The sequence below is a fragment of the Cupriavidus sp. UGS-1 genome (assembly GCF_021213615.1).
Taxonomy (GTDB): domain Bacteria; phylum Pseudomonadota; class Gammaproteobacteria; order Burkholderiales; family Burkholderiaceae; genus Cupriavidus.
The window spans coordinates 1-26,679 of sequence record NZ_JAJQJF010000003.1 but is presented as its reverse complement, the minus strand read 5'-3'; the positions used below and the strand labels follow the sequence as shown (position 1 = coordinate 26,679).

The 26,679-nt window shown below is 69.2% G+C and carries 25 protein-coding genes; 11 read left to right on the top strand and 14 right to left on the bottom strand.

The features are described from left to right. Window positions 1–48 precede the first annotated feature (48 nt). Window positions 49–966 carry a LysR substrate-binding domain-containing protein gene (locus tag LRR16_RS05010; protein ID WP_232204979.1) on the bottom strand — a complete coding sequence of 306 codons (918 nt, stop codon included), beginning with the start codon at window positions 964–966 and terminating at the stop codon, window positions 49–51. Between the two features lie 167 nt (window positions 967–1,133). Here LRR16_RS05010 and LRR16_RS05005 point away from each other — a divergent pair, with 167 nt between their 5' ends. Both LRR16_RS05005 and LRR16_RS05000 read left to right on the top strand, forming a co-directional pair. After that, window positions 1,134–1,532 carry a RidA family protein gene (locus tag LRR16_RS05005; RefSeq protein ID WP_232204978.1) on the top strand — a complete coding sequence of 133 codons (399 nt, stop codon included), beginning with the start codon at window positions 1,134–1,136 and terminating at the stop codon, window positions 1,530–1,532. Then, on the top strand, window positions 1,529–2,668 hold the full coding sequence (locus LRR16_RS05000; protein ID WP_232204977.1) for a tRNA-dihydrouridine synthase: 1,140 nt from the start codon (window positions 1,529–1,531) through the stop codon (window positions 2,666–2,668). The genes LRR16_RS05005 and LRR16_RS05000 overlap by 4 nt, the downstream gene beginning before the upstream one ends. Before the next feature lie 61 nt (window positions 2,669–2,729). On the opposite strand, the gene LRR16_RS04995 is transcribed toward LRR16_RS05000, so the two are convergent. Continuing rightward, complete coding sequence (locus tag LRR16_RS04995) at window positions 2,730–3,095, bottom strand: TraR/DksA C4-type zinc finger protein (RefSeq protein ID WP_232204976.1); 366 nt, start codon at window positions 3,093–3,095, stop codon at window positions 2,730–2,732. 233 nt (window positions 3,096–3,328) lie between these two features. Between LRR16_RS04995 and LRR16_RS04990 the strand changes: the two genes are divergently transcribed. From LRR16_RS04990 to LRR16_RS04970, 5 genes are read left to right on the top strand one after another with little or no spacing between them, the layout of a single operon-like run. Next, window positions 3,329–4,792, top strand: a complete 1,464-nt coding sequence (locus LRR16_RS04990) for an MFS transporter (RefSeq protein WP_064576652.1) — start codon at window positions 3,329–3,331, stop codon at window positions 4,790–4,792. Next, complete coding sequence (locus LRR16_RS04985) at window positions 4,789–6,378, top strand: FGGY family carbohydrate kinase (protein ID WP_232204975.1); 1,590 nt, start codon at window positions 4,789–4,791, stop codon at window positions 6,376–6,378. Before LRR16_RS04990 ends, LRR16_RS04985 begins: the two co-directional genes overlap by 4 nt. Next, entirely contained in the window at window positions 6,375–8,054 is a 1,680-nt protein-coding gene (locus LRR16_RS04980; protein ID WP_232204974.1) for a glycerol-3-phosphate dehydrogenase/oxidase, read from the top strand. The genes LRR16_RS04985 and LRR16_RS04980 overlap by 4 nt, the downstream gene beginning before the upstream one ends. Continuing rightward, complete coding sequence (locus LRR16_RS04975) at window positions 8,051–9,601, top strand: FAD-binding oxidoreductase (RefSeq protein WP_232204973.1); 1,551 nt, start codon at window positions 8,051–8,053, stop codon at window positions 9,599–9,601. The genes LRR16_RS04980 and LRR16_RS04975 overlap by 4 nt, the downstream gene beginning before the upstream one ends. A gap of 5 nt (window positions 9,602–9,606) precedes the next feature. After that, the gene (locus tag LRR16_RS04970; RefSeq protein ID WP_023263759.1) at window positions 9,607–10,191 is read left to right on the top strand and encodes a glycerol-3-phosphate responsive antiterminator; all 585 of its coding nucleotides are present in this window, start codon (window positions 9,607–9,609) and stop codon (window positions 10,189–10,191) included. Window positions 10,192–10,217: 26 nt separating this feature from the next. Here the strand turns inward: LRR16_RS04970 and LRR16_RS04965 are convergent, their stop codons facing one another. The 11 genes from LRR16_RS04965 to LRR16_RS04915 all read right to left on the bottom strand — a co-directional run bounded on the left by LRR16_RS04965 (window position 10,218) and on the right by LRR16_RS04915 (window position 21,512). Further along, on the bottom strand, window positions 10,218–10,619 hold the full coding sequence (locus tag LRR16_RS04965; RefSeq protein WP_232204972.1) for a hypothetical protein: 402 nt from the start codon (window positions 10,617–10,619) through the stop codon (window positions 10,218–10,220). Between the two features lie 11 nt (window positions 10,620–10,630). After that, entirely contained in the window at window positions 10,631–12,238 is a 1,608-nt protein-coding gene (locus tag LRR16_RS04960; RefSeq protein ID WP_083492541.1) for a glycoside hydrolase family 68 protein, read from the bottom strand. 561 nt (window positions 12,239–12,799) lie between these two features. Beyond that, window positions 12,800–13,768 carry an aliphatic sulfonate ABC transporter substrate-binding protein gene (locus tag LRR16_RS04955; RefSeq protein ID WP_232204971.1) on the bottom strand — a complete coding sequence of 323 codons (969 nt, stop codon included), beginning with the start codon at window positions 13,766–13,768 and terminating at the stop codon, window positions 12,800–12,802. Between the two features lie 17 nt (window positions 13,769–13,785). Further along, complete coding sequence (locus LRR16_RS04950; protein ID WP_006577405.1) at window positions 13,786–14,004, bottom strand: molybdopterin-binding protein; 219 nt, start codon at window positions 14,002–14,004, stop codon at window positions 13,786–13,788. 37 nt (window positions 14,005–14,041) lie between these two features. Then, window positions 14,042–14,659: an NADPH-dependent FMN reductase gene (gene ssuE / locus LRR16_RS04945; RefSeq protein WP_232204970.1), complete on the bottom strand. Its 618-nt coding sequence runs from the start codon at window positions 14,657–14,659 to the stop codon at window positions 14,042–14,044. Continuing rightward, complete coding sequence (locus LRR16_RS04940) at window positions 14,659–15,546, bottom strand: ATP-binding cassette domain-containing protein (protein ID WP_232204969.1); 888 nt, start codon at window positions 15,544–15,546, stop codon at window positions 14,659–14,661. Before LRR16_RS04940 ends, ssuE begins: the two co-directional genes overlap by 1 nt. Before the next feature lie 44 nt (window positions 15,547–15,590). Beyond that, window positions 15,591–16,469, bottom strand: coding sequence for an aliphatic sulfonate ABC transporter permease SsuC (gene ssuC, locus LRR16_RS04935; RefSeq protein WP_023264764.1), 879 nt, complete (start codon window positions 16,467–16,469; stop codon window positions 15,591–15,593). 5 nt (window positions 16,470–16,474) lie between these two features. Further along, entirely contained in the window at window positions 16,475–17,686 is a 1,212-nt protein-coding gene (gene ssuD, locus LRR16_RS04930; protein ID WP_232204968.1) for an FMNH2-dependent alkanesulfonate monooxygenase, read from the bottom strand. Continuing rightward, window positions 17,683–18,711 carry a sulfonate ABC transporter substrate-binding protein gene (locus LRR16_RS04925; RefSeq protein ID WP_232204967.1) on the bottom strand — a complete coding sequence of 343 codons (1,029 nt, stop codon included), beginning with the start codon at window positions 18,709–18,711 and terminating at the stop codon, window positions 17,683–17,685. The genes ssuD and LRR16_RS04925 overlap by 4 nt, the downstream gene beginning before the upstream one ends. 123 nt (window positions 18,712–18,834) lie before the next feature. Further along, window positions 18,835–20,487, bottom strand: a complete 1,653-nt coding sequence (locus tag LRR16_RS04920; RefSeq protein ID WP_232204966.1) for a multicopper oxidase family protein — start codon at window positions 20,485–20,487, stop codon at window positions 18,835–18,837. 92 nt (window positions 20,488–20,579) lie between these two features. Next, window positions 20,580–21,512 carry a LysR family transcriptional regulator gene (locus LRR16_RS04915; protein ID WP_232204965.1) on the bottom strand — a complete coding sequence of 311 codons (933 nt, stop codon included), beginning with the start codon at window positions 21,510–21,512 and terminating at the stop codon, window positions 20,580–20,582. An 87-nt stretch (window positions 21,513–21,599) separates the two neighbouring features. On the opposite strand from LRR16_RS04915, the gene LRR16_RS04910 reads away from it, so the two are divergent. From LRR16_RS04910 to LRR16_RS04900, 3 genes are all read left to right on the top strand, one after another. Next, a complete protein-coding gene (locus tag LRR16_RS04910; protein ID WP_232204964.1) occupies window positions 21,600–22,307 on the top strand; it encodes an RraA family protein in 708 nt (235 codons plus the stop codon). A gap of 97 nt (window positions 22,308–22,404) precedes the next feature. Further along, complete coding sequence (locus tag LRR16_RS04905) at window positions 22,405–23,424, top strand: tripartite tricarboxylate transporter substrate binding protein (protein WP_232204963.1); 1,020 nt, start codon at window positions 22,405–22,407, stop codon at window positions 23,422–23,424. Between the two features lie 72 nt (window positions 23,425–23,496). Beyond that, complete coding sequence (locus LRR16_RS04900; protein WP_064576661.1) at window positions 23,497–24,147, top strand: 4-carboxy-4-hydroxy-2-oxoadipate aldolase/oxaloacetate decarboxylase; 651 nt, start codon at window positions 23,497–23,499, stop codon at window positions 24,145–24,147. Here the strand turns inward: LRR16_RS04900 and LRR16_RS04895 are convergent. After that, on the bottom strand, window positions 24,132–25,388 hold the full coding sequence (locus LRR16_RS04895; RefSeq protein ID WP_232204962.1) for an MFS transporter: 1,257 nt from the start codon (window positions 25,386–25,388) through the stop codon (window positions 24,132–24,134). The two genes, LRR16_RS04900 and LRR16_RS04895, sit on opposite strands and share 16 nt — an antisense overlap. Before the next feature lie 124 nt (window positions 25,389–25,512). Between LRR16_RS04895 and LRR16_RS04890 the strand changes: the two genes are divergently transcribed. After that, window positions 25,513–26,436 (top strand): LysR family transcriptional regulator, encoded by a 924-nt coding sequence (locus LRR16_RS04890; protein ID WP_006578491.1) that lies wholly within the window; start codon window positions 25,513–25,515, stop codon window positions 26,434–26,436. Window positions 26,437–26,679: the final 243 nt, after the last annotated feature.

Here is a 26,679-nt window from a genome sequence, read left to right as displayed (position 1 = left end):
CGTCGGTTGCCCGTTTGTCAGCAGTGCTCAGATTGCATGCGCGCCATTCTAGCCGGGCGTCAAGGCCGTTTCCGGCGGTACGGCGCCAAACTCGGCGTGAACCCAGTCGCGCACCAGCCGAGTGGCTGGCCGTTCTGCCGCGCGCGGGCTGTAGACCAGGTCGTAGCGGAAGCTCTGCAGCGACAATTCGAACGGCTGCACCAGCACGCCCGATGCCAGTTCTTCGGCGACCAGCGTCAGGCTCAGCAAGCCGACGCCCTGCCCCGCGATGGTGGCCTGGATCGCGTGGATCTCGTCGGTGAAGGACAGCCCCGACGACCCGTCGACCCCGTCGGCGCCCGCGCGTTCGAGCCAGTGCGGCCAGACCGCGGCGCGCGGGTCCTGCCGCACGCCGGCGCCCCATTCGAAATGGATCAGTTCGGCGTCGCGCAGATCGGCCAGCGACGACAGCTTCAGGTGCGGGCTGCAGACCGGCGCAAAGCGGTCCTGGAACAGCGGCTCGACCGTCAGCCCCGGATAGTAGCCGCCGCCATAGCGGATCGCCACGTCGGCATCGCTGTCGAGGTCCACGACGGCGTTCGACGCATCGAGCCGCAGCGTCCAGTCCGGATGCGCGGCGCGAAACGACCCTGCGCGCGGCGCGAGCCGCTTGGCGACGAAGGCCACCGTCGACGACAGCGTGGCGATATTGGCCGCGCGCTGCCGCTGTACCGCCGCTACGGCACGCTCGAAGCCATCGAGCCCGTCGCGGATCGCCGGAAACAGCAGCCGTCCGCTCGCGGTCAGGTCGACCTTGCGCGTTTCGCGCTCGAACAGCCTGACCCCGAGCCATTGCTCCAGCAGACGGATCTGGTGGCTGATCGCCGTCGCGGTCACGTTCAATTCGTCGGCCGCCCGCTTGAAGCTCATGCGCCTGGCGGCCGCCTCGAAGGCGCGCAGCGCGCTCAGTGGAGGCAGGCGCCGCATGATGTCGTCACGGATGAGCCAAACTCATCCATATCCTGAGATTTGACCATTTGTCGGCTCTGCATGGGATCACGATACTGGGACCATTCTCCGCGGGGCAACGCGATAGTGTTTGCGATGGCCGCCTGACGGATGAAATTCCCTCAACTTTACCCTGGAGTCTCCCCATGCTGCTCGAACAAGTTCGCACCACCCCCGATCCGTACGCGCCGTTCCTGCTGTCGCAAGGCATCCGCGTCGGCAACCTGGTCTTTATCTCGGGGCAGGCCGCGATCGGCGACGACGGCAACATCGTCGGCCGCGGCGACTTCGACAAGCAGGCCGAGCAGGCCTTCCGCAACCTGCAACGCGCGCTGGAAGCCGCGGGCTCGAGCCTGGACCGCGTGGCCAAGGTCACGATCTTCCTGAAGTCGATGGACAACTTCGGCAAGATCGTCGAGCTGCGCCGCAAATGGTTTTCGGCGCCCTATCCGGCCGACACCATCGTCGAGATCTCCAGCCTGTATTCGCCCGAGGCGCTGATCGAGATCGAGGCCATCGCCGTGGCCGAAGGAGAGCCGGCATGAACGCCCAGGCACGACCGACGCTGTTCGATCCGCTCGATATCAACGGCATCGCCCTGCCCAACCGCCTCGTCGTCGCGCCGATGACGCGCATCAGCGCGACGCCCGAGGGCGTACCCACGCCGGTGATGGTCGACTACTACGCGGGCTTCGCGCGCGGCGGCTTCGGGCTGATCGTCACCGAAGGCACCTACACCGACCGCGCCGATGCGCAGGGCTATGCCGGGCAGCCCGGCCTGACCGACATCGAACAGACGCGCGCCTGGCGCGCGGTCACCGACGCCGTGCACGATGCCGGCGGCCGCATCTTCGTGCAACTGATGCACGCGGGCGCGCTGTCGCAGGCCAATCGCTTCCGCGACGAGACGGTGGGCCCGTCCGCCATCACGCCAAAGGGCAAGCAGATGGGCGTCTATCGCGGCAACGGGCCCTATCGCACACCCCGCGCGATCGAGCCGCACGAGATCGACGCGGCGATTGACGGCTTCGCCGAGGCGGCCCGGCTGGCGAGGGACATCGCCGGCTTCGACGGTATCGAGATCCACGGCGCCAACGGCTATCTGCTCGACCAGTTCCTGACCGACTACACCAATCGGCGCAACGATGCCTGGGGCGGCGCCATCGGCCAACGCATCCGGCTCGCCGAGCAGACCGCGCGCGCCGTCCGTGCCGCGGTCGGCGACGCCTTTCCTGTCGGCGTGCGCATTTCGCAAGGCAAGGTCAATGACTTCACGCACAAGTGGGCCGAGGGAGCCGAGGGCGCGGCGATCGTGTTCGGCACGCTGGCCGCGACGGGCATCGACTTTCTACACGTGACGGAGTTCGAGGCCTGGCAGCCTGCCTTCCCCGGCGACACGCGCACGCTGGTCCAGCATGCGCGGCTTGCCGCGCCGCATCTGACCGTGATCGCCAACGGCAGCCTGCACGATCCGGCGCGAGCGCAAGACGCGCTGGCCGATGGCGCCGACCTGGTCGCGCTGGGCCGCGGCGCGCTGGCCAATCCCGATTGGCCGATGCGCGTGGCGAAAGGCGTCGCACCGCGTGCCTTCGATCCCGCGCTGCTGTCGCCGTTCGGCGAGATCAAGCCCGCGGAACTGCAGGCGCGACAGGCCCTACCAGCGATGGCAGTGATGGCCTGAGCGGTGGCAGCCGTCCACTTGCGCTCCCGCTCGCGTGCACGGGCAGGCGCGAGCCGGCGGCCTACGTGGCGAACGTGCGCTCGCGCCGTTCCTGGCACGGCGCACAGCGTGTTGCCGTCGGATTGGCGAGCAGGCGCTCGTACGGAATCTCCTGCTCGCAGTCCTGGCAGACGCCGTATTCGCCGGCATCCATGCGCTCGCGCGCCTGCGCGATGTCGTCCAGTTCGCCGCGGTAGTGCTGTTGCAACGCGGCGCGGTCGAGCTCCTCGTTGACGCCCTCGGCGGTGTCGACGAGGTCCTGCGGCTCCCTGGCCGGGTTGCTGGATGGACGGTCGCGCCCCTGCTGATAAAGCGGCTCCAGTTCCCGCTCGCGCGCGTCCAGCCGTCCGCGCAGCGCGGCCAGTTGTTCCGGGTTCAGATGCGACATGTCGCCCTCCATCTACGTGTCGTCTCGGCCGTCGCCGAGCCGTGCATACGTGATCGACATCCCGGCTTTCCCGCCGTTCCCGAAATGGCGCCGGCAGGGTTTTCCCGCTTGACTGATCAAGTCCGACGGCCTACATTGGCCGGGCAGATTCAGATAAGAGACCATCTGTAGGATGGTCTCTTAGCGCGTGCAGTTTGCTGCGGCCTCTTACAGAACAATGAAAGGAGACCGCCGTGCAAGCGCCTGCCATCCGCCTTCGTGGCATCGACGATGTCATCGCCTATATCGATTCCTGTCCAGGTATACGGGGCAGAGCCGGCCTGATCTGGTGGCTCGCACTCGGTGGACTGTTTCTCGACGCCTTTTCCAATTCCGCATTGAGCGCCGGCCTGGGGCCGATGACGCGCGATCTCGCGCTCGCCCCGGCACAGGTCGCGCTGTTGACCTCGTTCGCCTCGTGGGTAGCGATCGCGTTCAATCCGATCGGCGGCTGGATGGCCGACCGCTGGGGCCGCGTGCGCCCGCTGGTGCTGGCCAAGGTGCTGGCCGTGGTCGGCGCCGTGCTGGTCGTATTCGCGCCGACCTTTGAAGTGATCCTGGTCGGCCGCTTCTTTGTCGGCGCCGCCTACGGCATCGACTTCGCCATCGCGATGGCCGTGCTGGCCGAGTTCACGCCGGTCAAGCTCAAGAGCCGGCTCAATACCTGGCAAGGCATGTGGTACACGGCCGTCTGCACCAATCTGCTGCTGGCGCTGCTGTTCCACTCGTGGCAGGTCGGCGACGCGATCTGGCGCTACTCGGTGGCGGCCACCGCGATCTTCGGCGTGGCGATCCTGGTGCTGCAGCTGCTGTTCCTGGTCGAGAGCCCGACCTGGCTCGCCCGCAAGGAACGGCTCGACGCCGCCGCGCAGGCCATGACGCGCATCTATGGCCGGCCCTTCACCGCTGCGCCGCCGGCCGAACGCATTCCGGTGTTGAACCAGGCCCGCCGCGGCCTGGCCAATGTGCTGCTGATCTTCCGCGGCATCTATCTGCCGCGCACGATCCTGGCTGCGACCGTGCAGATCGGTCAGTCGATCCAGTATTTCGCGATCGGCTGGTACCTGCCGCTGATCAGCGCCGCGCTGTTCGGCAAGGACTTCGTCTACGCGACCATCGGCGCGCTCGTCTTCAACGTCTGCGGCATCGTCGGCGGCTTCCTGTCGCCGACGATCGGCCGCAAGCTGGGCCTGCGCCGCGCCTCCGCCTTCGGCTTTGCCGCGGTGTTCGCAATGCTGCTGGTGCTGGGCCTGTTCAACGGCAAGATGCCGCTGTGGGTCGCGGTGGTGGTGCCGTCGCTGTTCATCCTGTTCCATTCCGGCGGCCCGGGCGCCAACGGCAAGAGCCTGTCCTCGCTGTCCTTCCGCAGCGAACTGCGCGCCGGCGCCAACGGCGTGATCGGCGCGCTCGGCGCGATCGGCGCCGCGCTGGGCCTGCTGGTCTTCCCGCTGTTCCGCGCCGAGTACGGGCTGGAGAAGACCTTCCTGATCCTGTCGGTGGTGCCGCTGGTTGCCAGCGTGATCTGCTTTGCGATCCGTTGGGATCCGACCCGCACGGCCGTCCATCCTGACAACGAGGCCGATGCCCCGCAGTTCCGCGGCGACGCGGATGCGGCCTCGCCCTTCCTGAATCCCGCCATCGAGAAGTCCCGGCCATGACCCGCACCACCGACGTCATTCTCGCCATCGACGAAGGCACCTCCGGCACCCGTGCCGCGCTGGTCGGCGCGGACGGCCATGTCTCGTGCCTCGAATACACGACGCTGAACGTCGATTCGCCGCGCCCCGGCGTGGTCGAGCAGGATGCAAACGTGCTGCTCGACAAGACGCTGGCGGTGTGCCGCGCGACGCTGGCTCACGCCGATCGTCAAGGACTGCGCGTGGTGGCGCTCGCCATCGCGACGCAGCGCGCCACCGCGGTGCTGTGGGATACCGCCACGGGCCGCGCGCTGGTGCCCGCGATGGTGTGGCAGGACACGCGCTACGCCGCCGAACTGGATCGCCTTGCCGCCGACTGGGATGCGAAACTGCGGCCCACCGTCGGCCGCCCGGCCGGCGTGCGCTCGCCCTATCTGTGGGCCGCGCGGCATCTGCGCGAGACGCCGGCGATCGCGGATGCGTGGCGCGCGCGGCGGCTCGCCTTCGGCACGATCGACAGCTGGCTGCTTTGGCATCTGTCGAGCGAGCGCGCCGTCGTGACGACGCCGACCAACGCCACCTCGTGCAGCGCCTATGTGCTTGCCGAGCACCGCTATCGGCTCGACTGGCTCGATGCGCTGGGCTTTCCCGCCGAGCTGCTGCCCGCGCTGCGGCAGGACGCCGACGACTTCGGCCGCACGCGTGCCGACCTGCTCGGCATCGACGTGCCGATCCTCGCCTGCGCCGGCGACCAGCTGGCCGGTGCGGTCGGTCTCGGCTGCCTGGACGCCGGCCAATCGATGTGCCTGCACGGCACCGGCAGCTTCGTCGACCTGATTGTCGGCCCCACGCTGCCGCCAGCGATGGGCCGCTCCGACAGCACGCTGACGATGACCGCGCGCCGCCACGGCGGCCAGTCGCACTTCTCGGTCGAGACGTTCGTCGCCACCACCGGCTCGGCACTGAACTGGATCTGCGACAAGCTGCGCTGGTTCGACGACGCCCGCCAGATCAGCGCGCTGGCGGCCGGCGTGTCTTCCGCCGGCGGCGTGACCTTCATCCCCGCCTTGACCGGCCTGCGCGTGCCGCGCATGGAGCCGGCCGCGCGCGCGGCGCTGAACGGCATCTCGATGGCGACCACGCAGGCCGAGATCGCCTACGCGATCCTCGACGGCATCGCCCATTCGGTCAGCTCGTGCATCGAGGCGAACCGCGACATGGCAGGCGTCGAGGTATCGAGCCTGCTGGTCGGCGGCGGCTTGTCCGGCAGCGACGCGCTGCTGCAGATGCAGGCCGACCTGACCGGCCTGCCGATCCTGCGCATGAAGGAGACCGACCGCGCCAGCCTGCGCGGCATCGCCTTCCTTGCCGGCTCGTCCGGCCTGCTGTGGGACGACCTGCGGCAGGCCCGCGCCACCACCGCCGCCGACGCGGTGTTCGAGCCCGCGATCGGCGCCGACGAGCGCGAGCAGCGCCGTTCCCTGTGGCATGCGCGTGTCGCATCGGAGCTGGAGCACGTCGATGCCGTCGCCCATGTCCACGCGCAGGCCCACGCCCGCGCCACCGCTTCATCGCCCGCCAACAACAAGGAGAAGCAATCAGCATGATGGTTCTGCCATCCCGAAGCGCCGGCCGCGCGCGTGCCGCCATGGCCAGCACCGAGCCCCTGCGGCTGGATCGTCAGGAGCAGCTCGACCGGCTGCACGGCGAGCCGTTCGACGTGCTGGTGGTCGGCGGCGGCGTCACCGGCGCGTACACCGCGCTCGATGCCGCGCTGCGCGGCTACCGCGTCGCCCTGGTCGAGAAGGACGACTTCGCCTCGGGCACCTCGTCCAAGTCGTCGAAGATGGTGCACGGCGGCCTGCGCTATATCGAGCACGGCAATCTCCGCCTGGTCCGCCATTCGCTGCTCGAGCGCCAGCGGCTGCGCCGCAATGCACGGCATCTCGTGCAGCGGCTGCCGTTCCTGTTTCCGGTGATGGAGCGGGACGGCGTGTTCGACAAACGCCTGGCCAAGGCCTTCGACAGCCTGCTGTGGACCTACGACCTGGCCGGCGGCTGGCGCGAGGGCATCCTGCACCAGAAGCTGACCAAGGCCGAGGTGCTCTCGCACTGCCCGACCTTCAACGAGCAATACCTGACCGGCGGCTTCATGTACTTCGACGCGCGCGTCGACGACGCCCGGCTGACGCTCAATATCGCGCGCACCGCGGCCTTCCATGGCGCCGCCGTGGTCAACCACGCCCGCGTGGCCGAGATCACGCGCGACAGGCGCGGCAAGGTCGACGGCGCGATCGTCCAGGCCGGCGAACGCGAGATCCGCGTGCGCGCCGGCGTGGTCGTGATGGCGACCGGCGTCTGGCTGCGCGACTGGACGGGGCGCAAGGCCGGCGAAGCGAAGACGCTGCATATCCGGCCCGCCAAGGGCGTCCACGTCGCGATCCCCTGGCTGAAGATCCGCAACGACTGCACGGTGACGATCCCGGTGCCGGGCCGCAATCGCCGCGCCACCATCACGCGCTGGGGCAACGTCTCTTACCTCGGCACCACGGACGAGGACTACGAGGGCGATCTCGACAACGTGCTGTGCACGCGCCGCGAGCTCGATTTCCTGCTCGAGGGGGCACGCTCGGCGTTGAAGACCGACCTGCAGCCCGAGGACGTGGTCGGCAGCATCGCGGGATGCCGCCCGCTGGTGGCCCCGCCCGGCGGCAAGACGCTGGAGATTCCCCGCGATCACGACATCCGCATCGCCGACGACGGGCTGGTGACCGTGGTCGGCGGCAAGCTGACGACCTCGCGCCATATGGCCGAGCAGACGATCGACGCGGCGCAGAAGGTCATCGGCAAGCGCGCGGCCTGCCGCACGAAATCGGCCTGGCTGCTGGGCGCGGCGGGCTACGACGCGCAGGCCATCGTCGCCTCGGGCGGCCTGTCCGCCCATCTCGGCGAGCGCTACGGCACCGAGGCGCGCTTCGTCAGCGACCTCCTGCAGGCCGATCCGCGCCTCGCGCGGCCAATCGTCGAGGGCCTGCCCTACACCGAGGCCGAGGTCGTCTACGCGGCCCGCCACGAGCTCGCGGCGACCGTCGACGACGTGCTGTCGCGCCGCATGCGCGCCCGCCTGATGGCGCGCGACGCCTCCGCGCGTGCCGCCGCGCGCGTGGGCCAGCTTCTGCAGGCCGAACTCGGATTGTCCGAGGGGGCCGTGGCACGGCAGGTCGGGGACTACCTGGACGCCATTGCCGTCGAAAAATCCGTACTCATGGGAGATGCAGCATGATCAGCAAGGAAGCCATCAAGCGCGGCTACAACCGCGGCAACTACGTGGTGGGCGCGCACACGCCGCCAGGCTACGCCGCCACCATCGCGCAGACGCCCGATGAGCCGGGGCTGCAGCACGAAGCCGTGACGGTCGACGCCGCGGCGCTCGCGGCGCTGCGGCAGGCCGCCGACGAGGTGCTGACCGATACCGGCAGCGTGGTCGCGTGGACGCGCGACTGGTGGGCCGGTTCGATGATGACCGAGACCGCCGGCAAGCCCGCCACGCCGCGCGCGGCGATCGTGCGCGTGTCCACCGTCGAGCAGGTGCAGGCGGTGATGCGCATCGCCAGCGAGCGTGCCATCCCGGTGACGGTGTCCGCCGGCCGCAGCAATGTCACCGGCGCCGCGCTGCCGGTGCGCGGCGGCATCGTGCTGGACGTCTGCGGCCTGAACCGGCTGCTCGGTTTCGATCGGGACAGCCAGATCGTCGAGGTCGAGGCCGGCATGTTCGGCGACATCTTCGAGCAGACCATCCAGCGCGAATACGGCATGACGATGGGCCACTGGCCGTCGTCCTACGCCATCAGCACCGTCGGCGGCTGGGTCGCGTGCCGCGGCGCCGGCCAGCTGTCGACGCGCTACGGCAAGATCGAGGACATGGTGTTCGGCATGGACGTGGTGCTGGCCGACGGTCGGCTCGTCACCGTCGGCGGCTATTCGCGCGCGGCGCTCGGGCCGGACCTGCAGCAGCTGTTCATCGGCTCGGAGGGCACGCTGGGCGTGATCGTCCGCGTACGGCTGAAGCTGCATCGGCTGCCGGACCACGGCCGTGCCATTGCCTATGGCTTCAAGACGTTCGCGATCGGCCTGGAGGCCTGCCGGCAGATCCTGCAGCAAGGCGGCAATCCGGCCGCGCTACGGCTCTACGACGAACTGGAGAGCGGCGTGCAGTTCGGCCTGCCCGACACCAATGTGCTGCTGGTCGCCGACGAAGGCGCGCCCGAGGTGGTCGAGGCAGTGATGGCGATCAGCGAACGCGTGTGCCGCGAGCTCGGCGAACCGCTGGACAGCGACGCGATCTTCGAACGCTGGCTCGATACGCGCTACCTGACCGGCAAGAGCGCCGAGGGCTTCAAGCGCAGCCCGGGCTTCGTCGCCGATACGCTGGAGATGTGCGGGCCGTGGAGCGCGCTGGCCGATATCTATCGCGACGTGGTCGCCGCGATCAATGCGGTGCCGGGCACGCTGGCGGGCTCCGCGCATCAGTCGCACGCCTATATCGACGGCGCCTGCCTGTACTTCTCGCTGCGCGGCGAGGTCGCGGTCGAGGACCGGCAACGCTGGTATCGCGCCGCCTGGGATGCGGCCAACGCGGTGCTGATTCAATACAATGCCGCGCTGAGCCACCATCACGGCATCGGCCTGCTGCGCGCTCCGTACATGGCGCCGTCGCTGGGCAGCGCGTTCCCGCTGCTCGAGGCCGTCAAGCGCGCGCTCGATCCGCACAACATCCTGAACCCCGGGAAGCTGGGCCTGACCGACGCCCTTTCCCACGAAGCCCGATAGACGCCATGGATAAATCCCTCGGTGCACGCCTGATGCGGCATCCCGTCATTGCCACGCTGTACGGGGTCGAACAGGTCGGCGCCTTCGTCGACAGTGCGGCCGAGGTGTCGATCGTCGCCAACGTCGAGCTGCGCAAGCTGCAGCCGGTGATCGCCACGCTGACGCAGGCCGGCAAATACGTCATCGTCAATATCGACAGCTGCGAAGGGCTGTCGCAGGACAAGGGCGGCGTCGACTACCTGGCCGACATCGGCGTGGCGAGCCTGGTCTCGACCCGCGTGGCCACCATCCAGCGCGCCAACCGCGCCGGCATGGTGACCATGCAGAAGGTCTTCGTGACCGACCGCTCGACCTGGCCGCGCAGCGTCAAGGCGCTGGAGCAAAGCGACCCGAATCTCGTGCAGATCATGCCGGCGCCGATGCTGGCACATCTGCCCGAGGCGGACCGCAAGGGGCTGCCTCCGATCGTCACCTCGGGCTTTGTCTGCAACCAGGACGACATCCGCAGCGCGCTGGCCCACGGCGCGGTCGCCGTATCGACCAGCGACCGCACGCTGTGGCATCTGGAGCCGAAGGCGCTGAAGAGCTGACAGGACCGACCCGGGCCGGCGGCACGCTACTGCATGCCCGGCGGAAGCTGCGGCGCGTGCACGGACACCCAGCTCCCGTTCTCGTACTTCTTCCAGTTGTCGCCGGCGTCACGGGCGTACAGTCCATCTTCCAGGATCATCAGGCGGGTCGGATGGGGCGCGACGGGCGGCGGGCCGGCCGTTTCGGGACCCTCGCCTTCGATCACGCCTTCGGCCGCGCCCTCAGCGCCCTGGGCCACGCTTTCTGCCGCCGATACCGTATCCGGCGGCGCGGTCGGCGGAGCATCGGCCAGCGCGCGCTGCGCCGCCTCGCTCAGCCGTGCACCCTCGTCCGGCGAGCCCCCTCCGCATCCCGCCACCGCCAGCGCTATCAACAGCAGCGGCGCGGCGGCCGGCAGCATGCGTGGCAAACGAGCGATTCTTCGCATGGCCGCCTCCGTCAATCGAACAGCCGGCGCACGAGATCGCCGATCAGCACGCCGCGCAAGCTGAACAACGCCTCGCGGTTGGCCGGGATGTCGCCATAGCCGCCGAGGCCATTGACGCCATAGTTCCGATCGACTGCCGTGTTGGCGCCCTGGATGTCGATGCGCACCGTCGGCGCGAGCGAGCCGCCGCGCCGCGGGCCGATGGCATCGATGAAGGACTCGACCAGCCCGCCCGGCATCACGTAGTGCGAATACGACTGGAAGGTGCGCGGGTTCTGCGTCGGATCGAGCGCGAACGGCTCGCCGCGCGGACGGTTCATGTCGGTGGGATTGCCGAGCACCAGTCCGCTGCCATTGTTCAACGGCTGGTAGTCGCTGCGCACGCCGTTGCCGACGAAGCCATAGACGCCGTCGGGGCCGTCGACCCCGGCGGCATAGGTCGAACGATGGCTGATCGTGAACAGGTAGTACTTGCCGTCCTTGATATAGATCTGCGGCCGCTCGGTCTGGTCGTTGACGCAGTTGGCCGACAGGATCGGCGGCAGGAACACCCATTGGCTCAATTGCCGGTTGATCGCCACCGCCAGTCCCACGTTGGCCTTCTGGAACACCGCGCCGGAATCCATCACCGCGTTCAGGTCTTCCCGATGCGGGTCGTTCGGTGCGTAGCCCAGGTCCTGCTCGGTGCAGGTGCGCGCGCCACGCGGGCCGGCGGTGTTGCCTTCGAACACCATGAAGGTGACGCCGGGATTGGCCGGATCCTCGAAGGTGAAGGGATCGCGGAACGAGAAGAACTCGTTCTGCTGGCCGGTCTGGTACCAGGTGCCGTCCGGCTCCAGCAGCTTCATATGGTCATTGAAGCCGGTCAGGCGCACGCCATTGTGATCCGCTTCCACGCGCCCTTCCGCCTTTGCGATGATCGCGATCGGCGGCGTGATATTGCCGCCAGACGGGCTCGACCGATTGAACGACGTCGCGGTATAGAACACGACGATGCGGCCATCCGGCATGATCCGCGTCGAGCCGGACCATTCGGCGTTGTGGGTCATCGGCACACCGCCGAATATCCGCACGCTCGATCCGTCCGGGAACAGGTGGCCGCCATAGATCCAGCCGCCGTTCGCGGGCCGCCGGGAGGCCGGAATGCCGGCGCGGCGATAGAAGTAGCCGATGCGCGCGTGGATATGCCGGTCGTCGAACGTATAGCCCGCATTGCGATCGGCGGTCAGCGAGAAGATGATTTCCCAGCCCTTGTAGCTGTACTGGTTGGCCCTCGCATCGGTCAGCGGCCAGGTGTCCCAGACCCACACGCGATCGTTGGTCTGCGGGAAATTGGCCGGTATGTCCGGCATCGTCAGATGCAGCGGCAGCGAGTTCTGCCCGGGGCTGACGTTGGGCGATGACATCGCCATGATCTGGCGCGCATCGGCGCGCGTCCAGCGAGCGGTGAAGTTGCTGGTCGGGTCCTTGGCTTCCTGCGTATGGGGCGTGGGCGCGGGCCCCGCAGGCGTCTGCGCGTGGGCCGGCGCGACCGCCAGCAGCAAGGGCACCGACGCGGTGCCAACGGCCACGAGGCATCGGCCGATGCCACCGGGAATGCGAAGAGGAACATTGCTCATGATTACCTCGGCGTCGAATAGACGAGCGCCGCCCCTGCCGTCGCGAAGACGGACACGGAAGCGCCAACAGGGTCACGACGCTGGGCGGAATCGGACAGAGGCGGAAAGGGGCGGCCTGCCGGGCGAATACGTGAAGCGTGAAGCCGCGTGAAGCCTCGCAAAGCCGCGCAATGCGGACACGCGCGCGCCTCTTCGTCGCAGGTCATCCGAAGCCAGCGTCTTGCCGGGGAAGTCCCCACGCGACTACAAGGACAGGTCGCGGACAAAGGCGGCATCGGCATGCTGCGCCATGCGCGCTCGTGAAGGATGACGCGGGACCTGGACGGTGCCGGTCATCGTTCGAGTCTGTGTTGGCCAGCGCGGATCATTCCTGCCGGGCATGGCCACATGAGGATTGCGAAGTGGATGACAAAGGGCAAGGGCATGCGCCCCCGCGTGCGCGCCTTCGATGGCGCCGTTCCGGCCCGGGGGTAAACCCGGTTCACCGGAACGTAGAACGAGGTTAGTACACCGGTTGTCCGAATGCCAAGCCCTCGATCTGCACCGGTGTGCAAGCGTTGTTCAGGCCTGCCGCCGCCACACCGGCGAAGCGCCGACCACCACCTTTCGCGGAATGATCTGCTGCGCGTGGAAGGCATCGGCGATGCGCTGCTGCTCGTCCAGCGCCGGCGCGTCGACCGCCTGCAGCCGGTAGCTGCGGCGCCGGTTGGCGATCTCGACGGTGGCCGCGTCCAGGCCGATCAACGGCGCATGCCATTCGGCCGCCGCCGCGGGATTGGCCTTGACCCACTCTCCTGCCTGCGCGAGCGCATCGAACACGGTGGCCAGTACATCGGCGCGTCGGCGTGCGAAGTCGCTGGCTGCCAGATAGAAGCGCCGATAGCTGGCCAGGCCGGTGCCGTCGGCCAGCACGCGCGCCTGCGCCTGGCGCTGCGCGGCCGCGAGGAACGGGTCCCAGATGACCCAGGCCGACACGTTGCCGCGCTCGAACGCGGCGCGCGCATCGGCCGGCGTCAGATACGCCGGTTCGATATCGCGCATCGACAGCCCATTGCGCGCCAGCGCCTCCAGCAGCAGGTAGTGCGCGCCGGCGCCCTTGGCGAAGGCGACCTTGTGGCCCTTCAATTGCGCGATGGACGTCAGCGACGAGTCGCGCGGCACCACGATCGCCTGCGCCGTCGGCGACGGCGTCTCGATCGCGTAGTAGGTCAGCTTCGCTCCCGCCGCGAGCGCAAACGGGGGCACCGCGTCGGCGACGTCGGCACTGAGGTCCAATGCCCCGACATTGAGCGCCTCGAGCAGCGGCAGGCCCGAGGTGAATTCGTGCCACGACACCGAGGCGCCCAGCGGTGCTAGCGCCTTCTCCAGCGTGCCACGCGACTTCAGCAGGATCATCAGCGTCGACGACTTCTGATAGCCGATCCGCACCGTTTCCGGCTTGCCGCCCGTCTGTGCGCGTGCCGTGCCGGCCAGCGTCCATGCCGCAATGCCGGCCGCCGTCAGCAACAGCCGTCGCCGCGTCTCTTGCATGCCGCTCTTCCCTTGCGTCATAGCGTCGCGATCGACACTTCGGTCGACTTGACCAGCGCGATCACTTCCTTGCCGACCGCGAGCTCGAGCTCCTTGACCGAGCGCGTCGTGATGACCGAGGTCACCACCAGCCCGCCGGCGGTTTCGACATCGATCTCGGACACCACCGGTCCCTCGATGATTTCGCGGATCCTGCCGCGGAACTGGTTGCGTACGTTGATGGCATGAATCGTCATGACGGGTTCCTGGATGAAATAGCGGATTGATTCGAAGTCAGACGGACCAGCGCACGCGCTCGGCCGGCCACGGTTCGCTGATCGCCGAAGACGTCGCGGCACGGGCCAGTTCGGCCTCGCGCTCTTGCCGTTCGCGCGCCCGCGCGGCGACACGCTGCACCGAGCGGTCGAGCCGTTCGACGATGTCGCCCGTCGCGGTGTACCCGCCCTCGGGACGCGATGGCAGCTGCTGGTCGGTCGCATAGATGCCGTCGAGGATGTCGCGCGCGCCGAGCGCCGACAGCACCGGCTTGAGCGCATAGTCCAGCGCCAGCAGATGCGCGGGACTGCCGCCGGTGGCCAGCGGCAGCACGGTCTTGTCGCGCAGGCCGTCCTGCGGCAGCAGATCGAGGAAGGCCTTCAGCACGCCGCTGTACGAGGCCTTGTAGATCGGCGTGGCGACGATCACCAGCTGCGATTCACCGACCGCGCGCACCGCCTCCTGCAGGCGGGCATCGCCGAAGTCCGCCTGCGTCAGCGCCTGGGCCGGCAGGTCGCGCGGCCGGATCGAGCGGTAGGAGGACGTGAAGGCGTCCAGCCGCGAGAGCGCGAGCTCCAGCAGGTAGGCCGAACGCGAAGGCGTGGAGGGACTGCCGAGAATGCCGACGATGTTCATCAGTGCGTTGCCAATGCGCGGGTCCGCGCGTCGTTGTCAGGGGATTCGGACGCGGGCTGCCGCAGCACCCGCCGCAGCACGCGCTCCTCGATCGCGGCGAATGCCGGCGCGCCGTGGCTGCGCGGGCGCGGCAACGGCACGCGCTCGTCGAAGGCGATGCGGTGGTCTTCAATCAGCACCACGCGGTCGGCCAGCGCGACGGCCTCTGCCACATCGTGCGTGACCAGCAGCGCGGTGAAGCCGTGCGCGAGCCACAGGCGCTCGATCAGCTGCTGCATCTCGATACGGGTCAGCGCATCGAGCGCGCCAAGCGGCTCGTCGAGCAGCAGCAGCCGCGGCCGATGCACCAGCGCGCGGGCCAGCGCGACGCGCTGGCGCTGGCCGCCGGACAGCACCGCGGGCCAGTCGTCGGCACGCTCGGCCAGCCCGACCTGGGCCAGCGCCTCGCGCGCGCGTTCGCGGCCTTCGCGCCCCGGCAGGCCCAGCGCGATGTTGTCGAGCACGCGCTTCCACGGCAGCAGCCGCGCGTCCTGGAACATGATGCGGGTGCCGTCGTCATGGCCGTCCCGCGGCCGGCCATCGAGCGCCATGCGCCCCGCGCTGGGGCCTTCGAGTCCGGCGACCAGACGCAGCAGCGTGCTCTTGCCGCAACCGCTGCGGCCGACGATCGCGACGAACTCGCCCGGCGCGATGCGCAGGTCGATCTGCTGCAGCACGGTGCGGCCGCCGTAGGCCTTGTGCACGGCGCTGATCGCGACCTCGGTGCCGCGCGGACGGGGGGTCCGGTCACCGCGATCGTCCGCGGTCCGAGGCGCGGCCGGCGGATCGGACTCGCTGGCCTCACGGCCCGCGCGCCGCAGCGGCAAGTGTTGTTGCGTGGCATGCATCGGTTCTACTCCGGCAGGGTCGTTCGTGGTTGGCTCGAGTGCGCTCAGGCCTTCGTCGCGCTCGGCGGTTCGGCGCCTTGATAGCCCGGATGCCAGCGCAGCCACCAGCGCTCCAGTCCCTTGGCCAGCAGGTCGGCCAGCTTGCCCAGCAGCGCGTAGAGCAGGATGCCGACCAGCACCACGTCGGTCTGCAGGAACTCGCGCGCGTTCATCGTCAGGTAGCCGATGCCGGCCTGCGCGGAAATCGTCTCGGCGACGATCAGCAGCACCCACATCAGACCCAGCGAGAAGCGCAGCCCGACCAGGATCGACGGCAGCGCACCCGGCAGGATCACCTGCCAGTACAGCGCCCAGCCGGACAGCCCGTAGCTGCGCGCCATCTCGATCAGGCCCTTGTCGACCGAGCGGATCCCATGGAAGGTGTTCAGATAGATCGGGAAGAACACGCCGACCGCCACCAGGAACAGCTTGGCGGCCTCGTCGATGCCGAACCAAAGGATCACCAGCGGAATCAGCGCCAGCGCGGGAATATTGCGCACCATCTGCAGGCTCGAATCGAGCAGCGTCTCGGCGCTGCGGAAGGTGCCGTTCAGCAGCCCGAGCAACAGCCCCAATCCGCCGCCGATCGCCAGCCCGGCCAGGGCGCGCCACGCGCTGACCGCGGTGTGCTGCCACAGCTCGCCGGACAGCGCCAGCGTGCGGAAGGCAGCGACGACGGCCAGCGGCTCGGGAAGGACGCGGCTCGACAGCCAGCCGCTGCGCGAGGCCAGCTCCCACAGCAGCAGGATCAGCGCCGGCACCAGCCACGGCAAGCCGCGCCGCAGCGCGGATGCCGCCCAACCCTGGGGCAGCAGCGCGCGCGCGGGCGCGCCCGCATGGAAGTCGGCCGCCAGCGCGGCACCGCTTTTCGATGAATTCGACATGGCGTTCAGCTCGCGGACAGATTGGCGCCCTGCGTGCCCCCCTTCGTGGCCGCCTGCGCGGCGCTCGAAGGCACGAAGGTATTGGCGACGATCTCGCCGAACGGTCCGGTCAGCACGCGCTCGGTGGCCTCGCGTTGGGCCAGCGGCAGCAGCGGAAACACCAGTTCGGCGAAGCGGTGCGCCTCTTCCAGATGCGGGTAGCCGGACAGGATGAAGTACTCGAGACCGAGCTGGGCGTATTGCTGGATGCGTGCGGCCACCTGCTCGGGATTGCCCACCAGCGCGGTACCGGCACCGCCTCGCACGAGCCCCACGCCGGCCCACAGGTTCGGTGCGATCTCCAGCCCCTGGCGGACATCGTGCTTGTTGAAGCGGCCGCCATGCAACTGCGCCATGCGGCGCTGCCCGACCGAATCCATCGCGGCGAACTTGCGCTGGGCCGCGGCGACGATCTCCTCGTCCAGATGCGACACCAGTTCGCTGGCCGCGCGCCAGGCCTCGTCCTCGGTTTCACGCACGATCACGTGCAACCGGATGCCAAAGCGCAGCTCGCGGCCGACCGCGGCGGCGCGCGCCCGCACGTCGGCGATCTTGTGCGCCACCGCCTCGGTCGGCTCGCCCCAGGTCAGATAGGTATCGACTTGCGCGGCGGCAAGATCGTGCGCCTCGGGCGACGAGCCGCCGAAGAACAGCGGCGGATAGGGCCGGCTGATGGGCGGATACAGCGCCTTCGCACCCTCGACGCGCAGATGTTCGCCGGCAAAGTCGAAGGCCTCGCCATCGTGGCTGCGCGCCAGGATCTCGCGCCAGATCGTCAGGAATTCCCGCGACAGCGCATAGCGGTCGCGATGCGACAGGAACAGGCCGTCGCCCTCCAGTTCTTCCGGATCGCCGCCGGTGACCAGGTTGACCAGCAACCGCCCGCCCGACAAGCGGTCCAGCGTCGCGGCCATGCGCGCGGTCTGCGAGGGCTGCATCAGGCCCGGACGCAGCGCCACCAGGAACTTGAGCCGCCGCGTGGCATCGATCAGGCTCGAGGCCAGGATCCACGAGTCCTCGCAGGAGCGACCGGTCGGCAGCAGCACGCCCTCGTAGCCGAGGCTGTCGGCGGCGATCGCCACCTGCTTGAAGTAGTCGAAGGTCGCGGCGCGCGCGCCCCGGGCGGTGCCCAGGTAGCGCGAGTCGCCGTGCGTGGGCAGGAACCACAGGACTTTCATCGGGCATCTCCGGCGTTCGCCGCACGCTGTGCGACGGCGTCTCGCCTGGCGGGCAGCGCGTCGGCGATGCGGATCGGCTTCGGGATCAGCTTCAGCGCATGGAAGGTATCGGCGATCTGCTGCTGTTGCGCGGCCACGGCCGGGGTCTGCGGCGCGACACCGAACTCGCTGCGGTTCAGCGTGCGTTCGACGACGTCGACGTCGAGCCCCTGCTGCGGGGCGATCAGCGCCGCCGCGGCACGGGTATCGGCCTTCAGGCGCTGGCCCTCTCGCAACAGCTGATCGAACAGCGCCTCGACGATCTGCGGCTTCTGCGTGGCAAAGCGCCGCGCCGCAAGGTAGTAGGCGTAGTTGTTGACGAGGCCGCGGCCATCGGCCAGCACGCGCGCGCCGACCTGCTTTTCCGCGGCGGCCAGGAACGGGTCCCAGATGACCCAGGCATCGACGGCGCCACGCTCGAAGGCCGCTCGCGCGTCCGCCGGCGCCAGATACACCGGCTGGATATCGCTAATCTTCAGCCCCGCCTTCTCCAGCGCCTTGACCAGCAGGTAATGGACGTTCGATCCCTTGTTCAACGCGACCTTCCTGCCTTTCAGATCGGCCACGGAGCGCAGCAGCGAATCGCGGCGCACGACGATGGCCTCGGCCTCGGGCGCGGCGGGATCGAAGCCGATATAGACGAAGTCGGCGCCGGCCGCCTGCGCGAAGATCGGCGGCGCTTCACCGACGAAGCCGACATCGACGGCGCCCACGTTCAGCCCTTCCAGCAATTGCGGGCCGGCCGGAAACTCCACCCATTTGACCGTGGTGCCGAGTGGCGCCAGCCGGCGCTCGAGCGACTGCTGCGATTTGAGCAGCACCAGCAGGCTGGCGGACTTCTGATAGCCGATGCGCAGGGTGTCGGTGGCGGCCTGCGCCAGCGCGGCACCGGATGCCGCCGCGGCAGCGCAGACGATGGCGAGCGCCGCCAGGCCACGCAGGGCGCGCAGGCGTCGCAGCCCTTGAATCAGGATCGGAAGCGTCATGGCTTGATGGATCGGGGATCGGGAATCGAGTAGCCCCGACGATAGCCCGACAGGCCGCCATGACAAACGAAGCGTTTCGGATTTCGATACGCGGTCAGCGCATGTGGGATGCGCGCACCGATCTCAGCGCAGCCGCGCCACCACGCCGCCCGCCGCCGCATTCGCCTGGGGCGACCGGCACACCGCCTCCTCCCACGGCGTCCGCGTCCGAGCGGGCGTGCCCAGCCAGCGCGAAAGGAAAGTCGCGTTCGCCGATCTTGCTGACCCTGCTGGTGTCACCATGCGCATCCTGGCCGGCGCTGCAGTGGTCTGTCCCGGCCCCAGCACCACGACATTGGCCATCATGCCGCCGTCCTCGTGTCCGACGATATGGCAGTGGAACACGAAGCGGCCGACCATCAGCGGGTTGGTGAACGGGATCACGATCTTGACCTCGCCCGGCACGCCGTTCTGCTGGTACGGCAGGTCGACGACATCGCGCAGGCCGGTCTCGTCAACGTCCTGCTGATTGATCGAGGTCACCAGGAAGTCGAGCTGGTGGATATGGAAGACGTGGCGCTCGCCGCTGACGTTCTGCACGGTCCACTCTTCCACATCGCCCAGGTTGACCGTGACATCGTCGCGGGCCGGGTCGTACTGCTTGCCGTCAATGAAGAACGTATTGCCGTCCGCGGATTCCGAGAAGACCACCGTGCGGCGGCGCGTGATCGGCATTGCGGCGACCTGCGCCGGCGTCAGCGTATCGACATCGACCGCCGGGTCTGCCAGCGCGGCGCGCAGCGAGGCGCTCTCATGCCGCGGCCCCTCGACGATCAGCGTGGCAAGCTGGACCTCGGGATTGGGGTCGCCCTGCGGGCCGGTATCGACCGCCAGCGTGCGGATCGCATAACGCCCCGGCACGTCGGGCGCCTGGATGATCGCGGTCGAGCGCGCGCCAGGCGGCAGGAACAGCGACGCATTGCGTTCTGGCCCCGCGCGCAGATTGCCGTCGCGGCTCAGCTCCCACAGCGGCACGCCATCGATGGCGACATGGAAGTAGGCGTCGGCGCCGACATTGCCCAGGTGCCAGACCTGCATCTCGCCGGGCCGCATGCGCAGCACGCCGCCCAGCACGCCGTTGATGGTCTTGGTCAGCGGCGCGCTGTCGTCGGCGCCGGGCAACTGGATGTCCTTGAGCAGGAAGTAGCGTTCCGGCAGCCGTGCGAAGGCCGGGAAATGATCCAGCACGCCGTCGATCACCAGCATGCCCGACATGCCGCTCAGTATCTGCGGCTCGACCAGCCCATGCGGATGCGGGTGATACCAATGGCTGCCCTGCGGGTGCGTGGCCGGAACCTGCCAGCTGTACTGGTAGTCCGCGCCGCTGGCGATATGCAGGAAGATGTCGTCGGCCGGCGCCTTCGGCGAGATCGACATGCCGTGATAGTGGAGGTTGGTCTCCTCGGGGCCGTCGATCTGCACGTCGGCCTTGCCGATGCGGTTTCGCAGCGTCAGCTCGAGCCGCTCGCCGCGCCGCAGCTTCAATACCGGCGGCACATAGGTGTCGTTGAAGACATTGGAGGTGAAGGTCTTGCCGGCCACCGTGATGGTGGCCGGCGCCTGCCGCAGCGTCGCGCGCAGCGTGCCGTCGCGGGCCGTCGCGACCTCGGGCTGCGGGATGGCGGTCCCGCCATCTTCGCCCCCACCGCCTCCGCACCCTGCCAGCATCGCCAGGGCCAGTGCGGCGCCCGTCGCGACACGAACCTGCGCAATCGCAGCCTTTGCGAAGAAAGCCATGGCGACCTCCTGCCGTCGAGAGCCCGCACAAGGGAAGCGCAGGCGGGACAAGTCCTCATGTTAGGTCATGGCCGGCGACATGGTGCCCCCCTTTACGGCGCGCGGACCTTCCGTCGCGGTACGCGCCTGTGCGCGCCGCCCCTGCCCTCCTTCAGCGCGGCGACAAAGGCCTGCACCGCCGGCGTCGACCCGTCGGCCCGCGTGACCGCGACCACGGTCGCATGGGCGTCGAGATCCGCGATCGGCACGAAGGCGACGTCGGGCCGGTTCGCCTCGGCGACCGAGGCGCCGACCAGCGTAAAGCCCAGTCCTGCGGCGACCAGCCCGAGCGCGGTATGGATCTCGATCGCCTCGTGGCCGGGCTGCGGATCGCAAGCGGCCCGGCGCAGCGCCGCCAGCATCAGGTCCGCGAAGCCGCTCTGCGGATCCTTCGGATAGCGGATCAGCGCCATCGCGCCGAGCTCGGCCGCGCGCAGCGACTTGCGCCGCGCCAGCGCCGACGTCGCCGGCAGCGCCGCGACGAAGGGTTCCTCGAACAGGATCGTGTGCTCGAGATCCGCGGGCCGCTCGAAGTCGCCGATATAGCGCGAGATGCCCACATCGATGCGCCCGCGCCGCAGCAACGCGCTCTGGTGCTCCGACAACTGCTCGACCAGGTCCAGATGGACATCGGGAAAACGCTTGCGGAAGCGGCGGACCGCCGCAGGCAGGATCGAGAAGATTGCCGAGCGGGTGAAGCCGATGCCCAGCCAGCCGAGATTGCCGGCGGCGACCGCACGCGCCTCCTCGTCGAGCCGGCGCACCTGAGACAGCAGGTCCTTGGCGCGCGGATAGAGGAAGCGCCCGGTCGCGGTCAGCGACATGGGCCGCGTCGAGCGATCGAACACGGGCGCGCCGAGCCGGCCTTCTAGCTGCGAGATCTGCATGCTGATCGCCGTCGGCGCCACGAACAGCCGATTGGCTGCCTCGACGGCGCTGCCGGCATCGACCACGGCACAGAAGTAGCTGAGCTGGCGCAAGTTCATTTTTTATGAATATGGGTCCATTAATCGATGTTTGATCCGGCTGCAACTTTACTTGAAACTGCGCCTGACGCTTACGAGGACATCGATATGAACGCCATGCAGCCCCGGGACGGGCACAGGGACAAATTCGGGCAGCAGCACGGAGACGACTGGCTGCAGGCCGTGCGCGAACTCTCCACCGCCGAGGTTTCCGACGCCCTGGACTATTTCCGGCTACCCGGCAGCGCGCTGGGCATCCGGCCGGTCGCCGGCGCGCCGGCGCTGTTCGGCCCGGCCTTCACCGTCAGCTTCGTGCCGGTGGATGTGGCAGCCCCCGGCACCGTCGGCGATTTTCTCGACGACATTCCGGCCGGATCGGTGGCCGTGCTGGACAACGGCGGCCGCCTCGACTGCACGGTGTGGGGCGGCATCATGAGCCAGCTGGCCGCGCATCGCGGCGTCGCCGGCACCGTGATCCACGGCGTCTGCCGCGACACCGCGCAAGCCGATGCCGCCGGCTACCCGCTCTATGCCCGCGGACGCTTCATGCGCACCGGCAAGGATCGCGTGCAGGTCTCGGCGGTCGGGCAGCCCGTCAGCCTCGGCGACGTGCGCGTGGTCGCCGGCGACTACATCCTCGCCGATGGCGACGGCGTCGTGGTCATTCCGCAATCGCACGCGCAGCGCGTGATCGAGCGCGCGCTGCGGACCCGCGACGTCGAACAGCGGATTCTCGACGCGGCGCTGAGCGGCATGGCATTGCGCGAGGCCCGCCGCCAGTTCGGCTATCACCTGCTGCAGCGTGCCGGCCACTAGCGCTCGCTAAAGCCTGTCGGCGGCCTTCACCGCTGCCGGCATCGCCTCTCATCGACAGACGACGGACCACGTCGCACCGAATCCAACAGGAGACAGCATGACCATCGCGCCCACTCCCGCGCGCCGCCTTCCGCGCCGACACCCCACAGTCCCGCTGGCCGTCGGGGCGATCGCGAGCCTCGTCTTCACCGGCACGGCCGCCCGCGCCGCAGCGCCCGAGCCTTACCCATGCGCGACCTTGCGCATCGTGTCGCCGTATCCGCCAGGCGGCACCACCGATATCCTGGCGCGCATCGTGTCGCCCGGACTGTCGACGCGGCTCGGCATTCCGGTGATCGTCGACAACCGCGGCGGCGCCAGCAGCAATATCGGCACGGAGTTCGTCGGACGCGCCAAGGGCGATGGCTGTACCGCGCTGCTGGGCAACAACACCGGCATCGTGATCAACCGCAATCTTTACTCGCTCAAGCTCGATCCCACGCGCGCACTGGCGCCGGTCGGCGCGGTCGCGTCGGTGCCGCTGGTGCTGTACGTCAACAGCGCGCTGCCGGTCAACTCGGTGGCGCAGCTGGTCGCGCTCGCCAAGGCCGCGCCCGGCAAGTACAGCTACGCGTCCGGCGGCAGCGGCAGCCCGCAGCATCTGGCCGGCGAAATGCTCAAGCTCGAACGCCAGCTCGATATCGTTCATATCCCCTATCGCGGACAGGGGCCGGCGCTCAGCGACGTGATTGCCGGCCAGGTACCGATCGCCTTCGAGACCACCACCGCGATCGCGCCGCAACTGAAATCCGGACGGCTGCGCCCGCTGGCGACAACCGGCGCGAAGCGCGCCCGCACGCTGCCCGATCTGCCGACGATGCAGGAGGCCGGCTTTCCCGGCTTCGTGATCGAGAACTGGTACGGCCTGTTCGTGCCCGCCGACACGCCGGCGCCGCTGGTGCAGCGGCTGAACACCGCGCTGAACGCGGTGCTGGGCCAACCCGATATCGCCAGCAGGCTGTCGGACATGGGCTCGGCCGACGTACGCGGCACCGCGGCGCAGTTCCGCGCCTTCATCGCCAAGGAGATGCCGTACTGGGAATCCGTGGTCAAGCGCTCCGGCGCGACCGTGGACTGAACCGCGTCCTTGCCCACATCCCTGCCCGCACCCCGCCCGCTTCCCTGCCCTCATCCCGACTTCCCGTTCTCCATGACGTACGCCGACATCACCATCGCCCAGCTGGACCGCCTGAAGCGGCTCGGCACGGCCACCATCCACGAGGCACAGGGCCAGCAAGGCGCGATCGACCCGCGCATCGCCGCGCTCGATCCCGGCATGCGGCTGGCCGGCCCGGCGCTGACCGTCGATATCCGCCCCGGCGACAACCTGATGATTCACTACGCGCTGACCAAGGCGCGGCCCGGCGACGTGCTGGTGGTCGACGCCAAGGGCTTCGCCGACGCCGGCCCGTGGGGCGACGTGCTGACCTTCGCCGCGCAGACGATCGGCCTTGCCGGGCTGGTGATCGACGGCGCGGTGCGCGATGCGTCCAGCATCGTCGAGATGGGCTTCCCGGTGTTCTGCCGCGGCGTCTGCATCCGCGGTACCAACAAGCAGCAGCCGGGCAGGCTCGGCGTGCCGCTGATCGTCGGCGGCGCCGCGATCCGCCCCGGCGATATCGTGGTCGGCGATCGCGACGGCCTGGTCGTGGTGGCGCGCGAGCAGGTGGCGCAGGTCATCGAAGCGAGCGAAGCGCGCGAACGCAAGGAGCAGCAAATGCGCGAGCGGCTGGCCGGGGGCGCCACCATGGTCGAGCTGCTGGAATTGCAGGACACGCTGGCGCGCTACGGCCTGCATTGAGCGAGGCCGGCGGAACGTTCCGCCGGCGCCCGCTGCATGCGCGCGCTGGTGGCAAGCCCCGCCAGCGTCAGCGCACCGGCGATCAGCAGCGTGGTATGCAGCCCCGCCGCATCGACCGCGATGCCGCCGAAGAACGAACCCAGCGCGATGCCGAGGTTGAACACCGACACCAGCAGCGCGGTCGCGGACTCGATGCCGTCGATGCCGTCGGCCGCCCTCAGCATCCAGCTCTGCACCGAGACCGACACCGCGCCGTACGACAGCCCCCAGCACAACAGCAGCGCCGCCCCGCTCGTCATGGTGTCGCCGAAGGCCGCGAACAGCAGCAGCGTCGCGCTCAGCGCCATCGCCACGACGAGCAGCGCGCGTCCCGGATGCCGTCCCGCGAGCGGCCCTGCAGCGAAATTGGCGATCATGCCCGCCACGCCGTAGCCGAACAGCAGCACGCCGATCCAGCCGGCGCCGAAGCCCGATACCTGCTGCAGCAAGGGGCGGACGAAGGTATAGGCCATGAAGTGGCCGGCCACCAGGAAGAACGTCACCGTCAGGCCGAGCCGCACGCCGCGGTTGCCGAATTGCGCGCGCAGCCCTTGCCGGGAGCCGCTTGCGGCGGCCGGCAGCGGCGGCAGCGTGGCCACGTTCATCGCGAAGATCAGGCCGCTGCAGACCGCCATCGCGCCGAACGCCGCGCGCCAGCCCACCAGTTCGCCCAGCCAGGCGCCCAGCGGCACGCCGACCACCGAGGCCACCGACACGCCACCGAAGATGATCGCCGTCGCCCAGCCGACCGATGGCGCGGCCACCAGCCGCGGCGCCAGCCCGCCGGCCACGGACCAGATGCCGCCGATGCAGAAGCCCACCACCACCCGTGCGGCCAGCAGCCAGGGCAGCGTCGGCGCCAGCGCGCACAGCACGTTGGCGCCGGCCAATGCCAGCAGCAGCGCCGCCAGCAGGCGCCGGCGATCGATCGAACCGGCACCGACGACGATCAGCGGGGCAAACAGCGCGGCCAGCAGCGCGGGCGCCGACAGCATCAGGCCAGCGCTGCCGGCCGATACCTGCAGCCCCTGCGCGATTGGCGTCAGCAGGCCGACCGGCAGCATCTCGGTGGTGACGACGCCGAAGGTGGCCAGGCCGACCGCGGCGACCGCGGGCCAGCGGTTGGGGGGCGTGTCGCCGGATGCCGCGGATGGACCGGCAAGCGGGGAATCGTCGAATCTTGTTTGATGGATGTCAGTCATTGGCAATCGCTCCGTCTGACGCGGTGCCCGGCCCGTTTCGCCGGGCCGCCCGCGAGTCCGGCAAGCGTAATCGTTGCCAATGCGGTGATAAAGTAGCCAATTTTCGCAACACTGGGGACGAATCGTGCCTAATGGGGAAGGCATCGCGCTCGATCACCTGGGCGATGTGCGCGCCTTCGTGCAGGTCGCGCAGGCGCACAGCTTCACGCTGGCGGCGCAGCGGCTGGGCATCTCGCGCTCGGCGGTCGGCAAATGCATCGGCCGGCTGGAAGCGGGACTGGCGGCCCGCCTGCTGCAGCGAACCACGCGCAGCGTCAGCCTGACCGACGAGGGCCGCCTGTTCTACGAGCATGCGGTGCGCATCCTGGCCGAGGTCGACGAAGCGCAGGCCGCGCTGGCCTGGCGCAACGAGGTGCCGCGCGGCCGCCTGCGCATCGATCTGCCGGTCACGCTCGGGCGCCTGCACATCGTGCCGATCCTGCACCGGTACCTGGCGCAATGGCCCGAGCTGCGGGCCGAGGTGTCGTTCTCGGACGAATACAGCGACCTCGTGCGCGACGGCATCGACCTGGCGATCCGCGTCGGCGGCGAGCACGACAGCGGGCTGATCCGCCGGGTGCTGGCCCCGCACCGGCTGGTGACCTGCGCCACGCCCAGTTATCTGGCCAGGCACGGCACCCCCGCGACGCTCGACGATATCGCGCGTCACGACACGATCGTCTATACGCATGCGGGCATGGCACCGCCGTGGCGTTTCACCGTCGACGGCCGCGCCTGTACGCTCGCGATCGAGGGCCGCTGGCGCATGAACAATACCGAGGCGATGCGCGACCTGGCGCTGGCGGACGCGGGGCTGGTCCAGATTGCGGCCTTCCTGGTCGGCGGCGATCTGCGCGCCGGCACGCTGGTGCCGGTGCTCGAGCGGTTCACCGGCCCGGGAGCGCCGGTCTGCGCGGTCTATCCGAATCGCCGCCATCTGTCGCCGAAGGTGCGCCGGCTGATCGACGAGATCGACCGCGCATGGGCAAACGGAGCGCCGTGGAATTGACTTATGTCGTCCCCGCGCACGCGGGGACCCAGTGACTTTGGCTTCGGCGCAACAAGAGCCGCTGGGTCCCCGCTTTCGCGGGGACGACGGAGGTAGGCGTGGGTCAACGTCAGCCCTCGCCCAGCAGCCCCTGCGCATCCAGAATCGCGTAGGCGATCTCGGGATGGCGCTGGGGCCGACGGGCGCCGTGGAATCGATTTACGTCGTCCCCGCGCATGCGGGGACCCAGTGACTTTGGCTTCG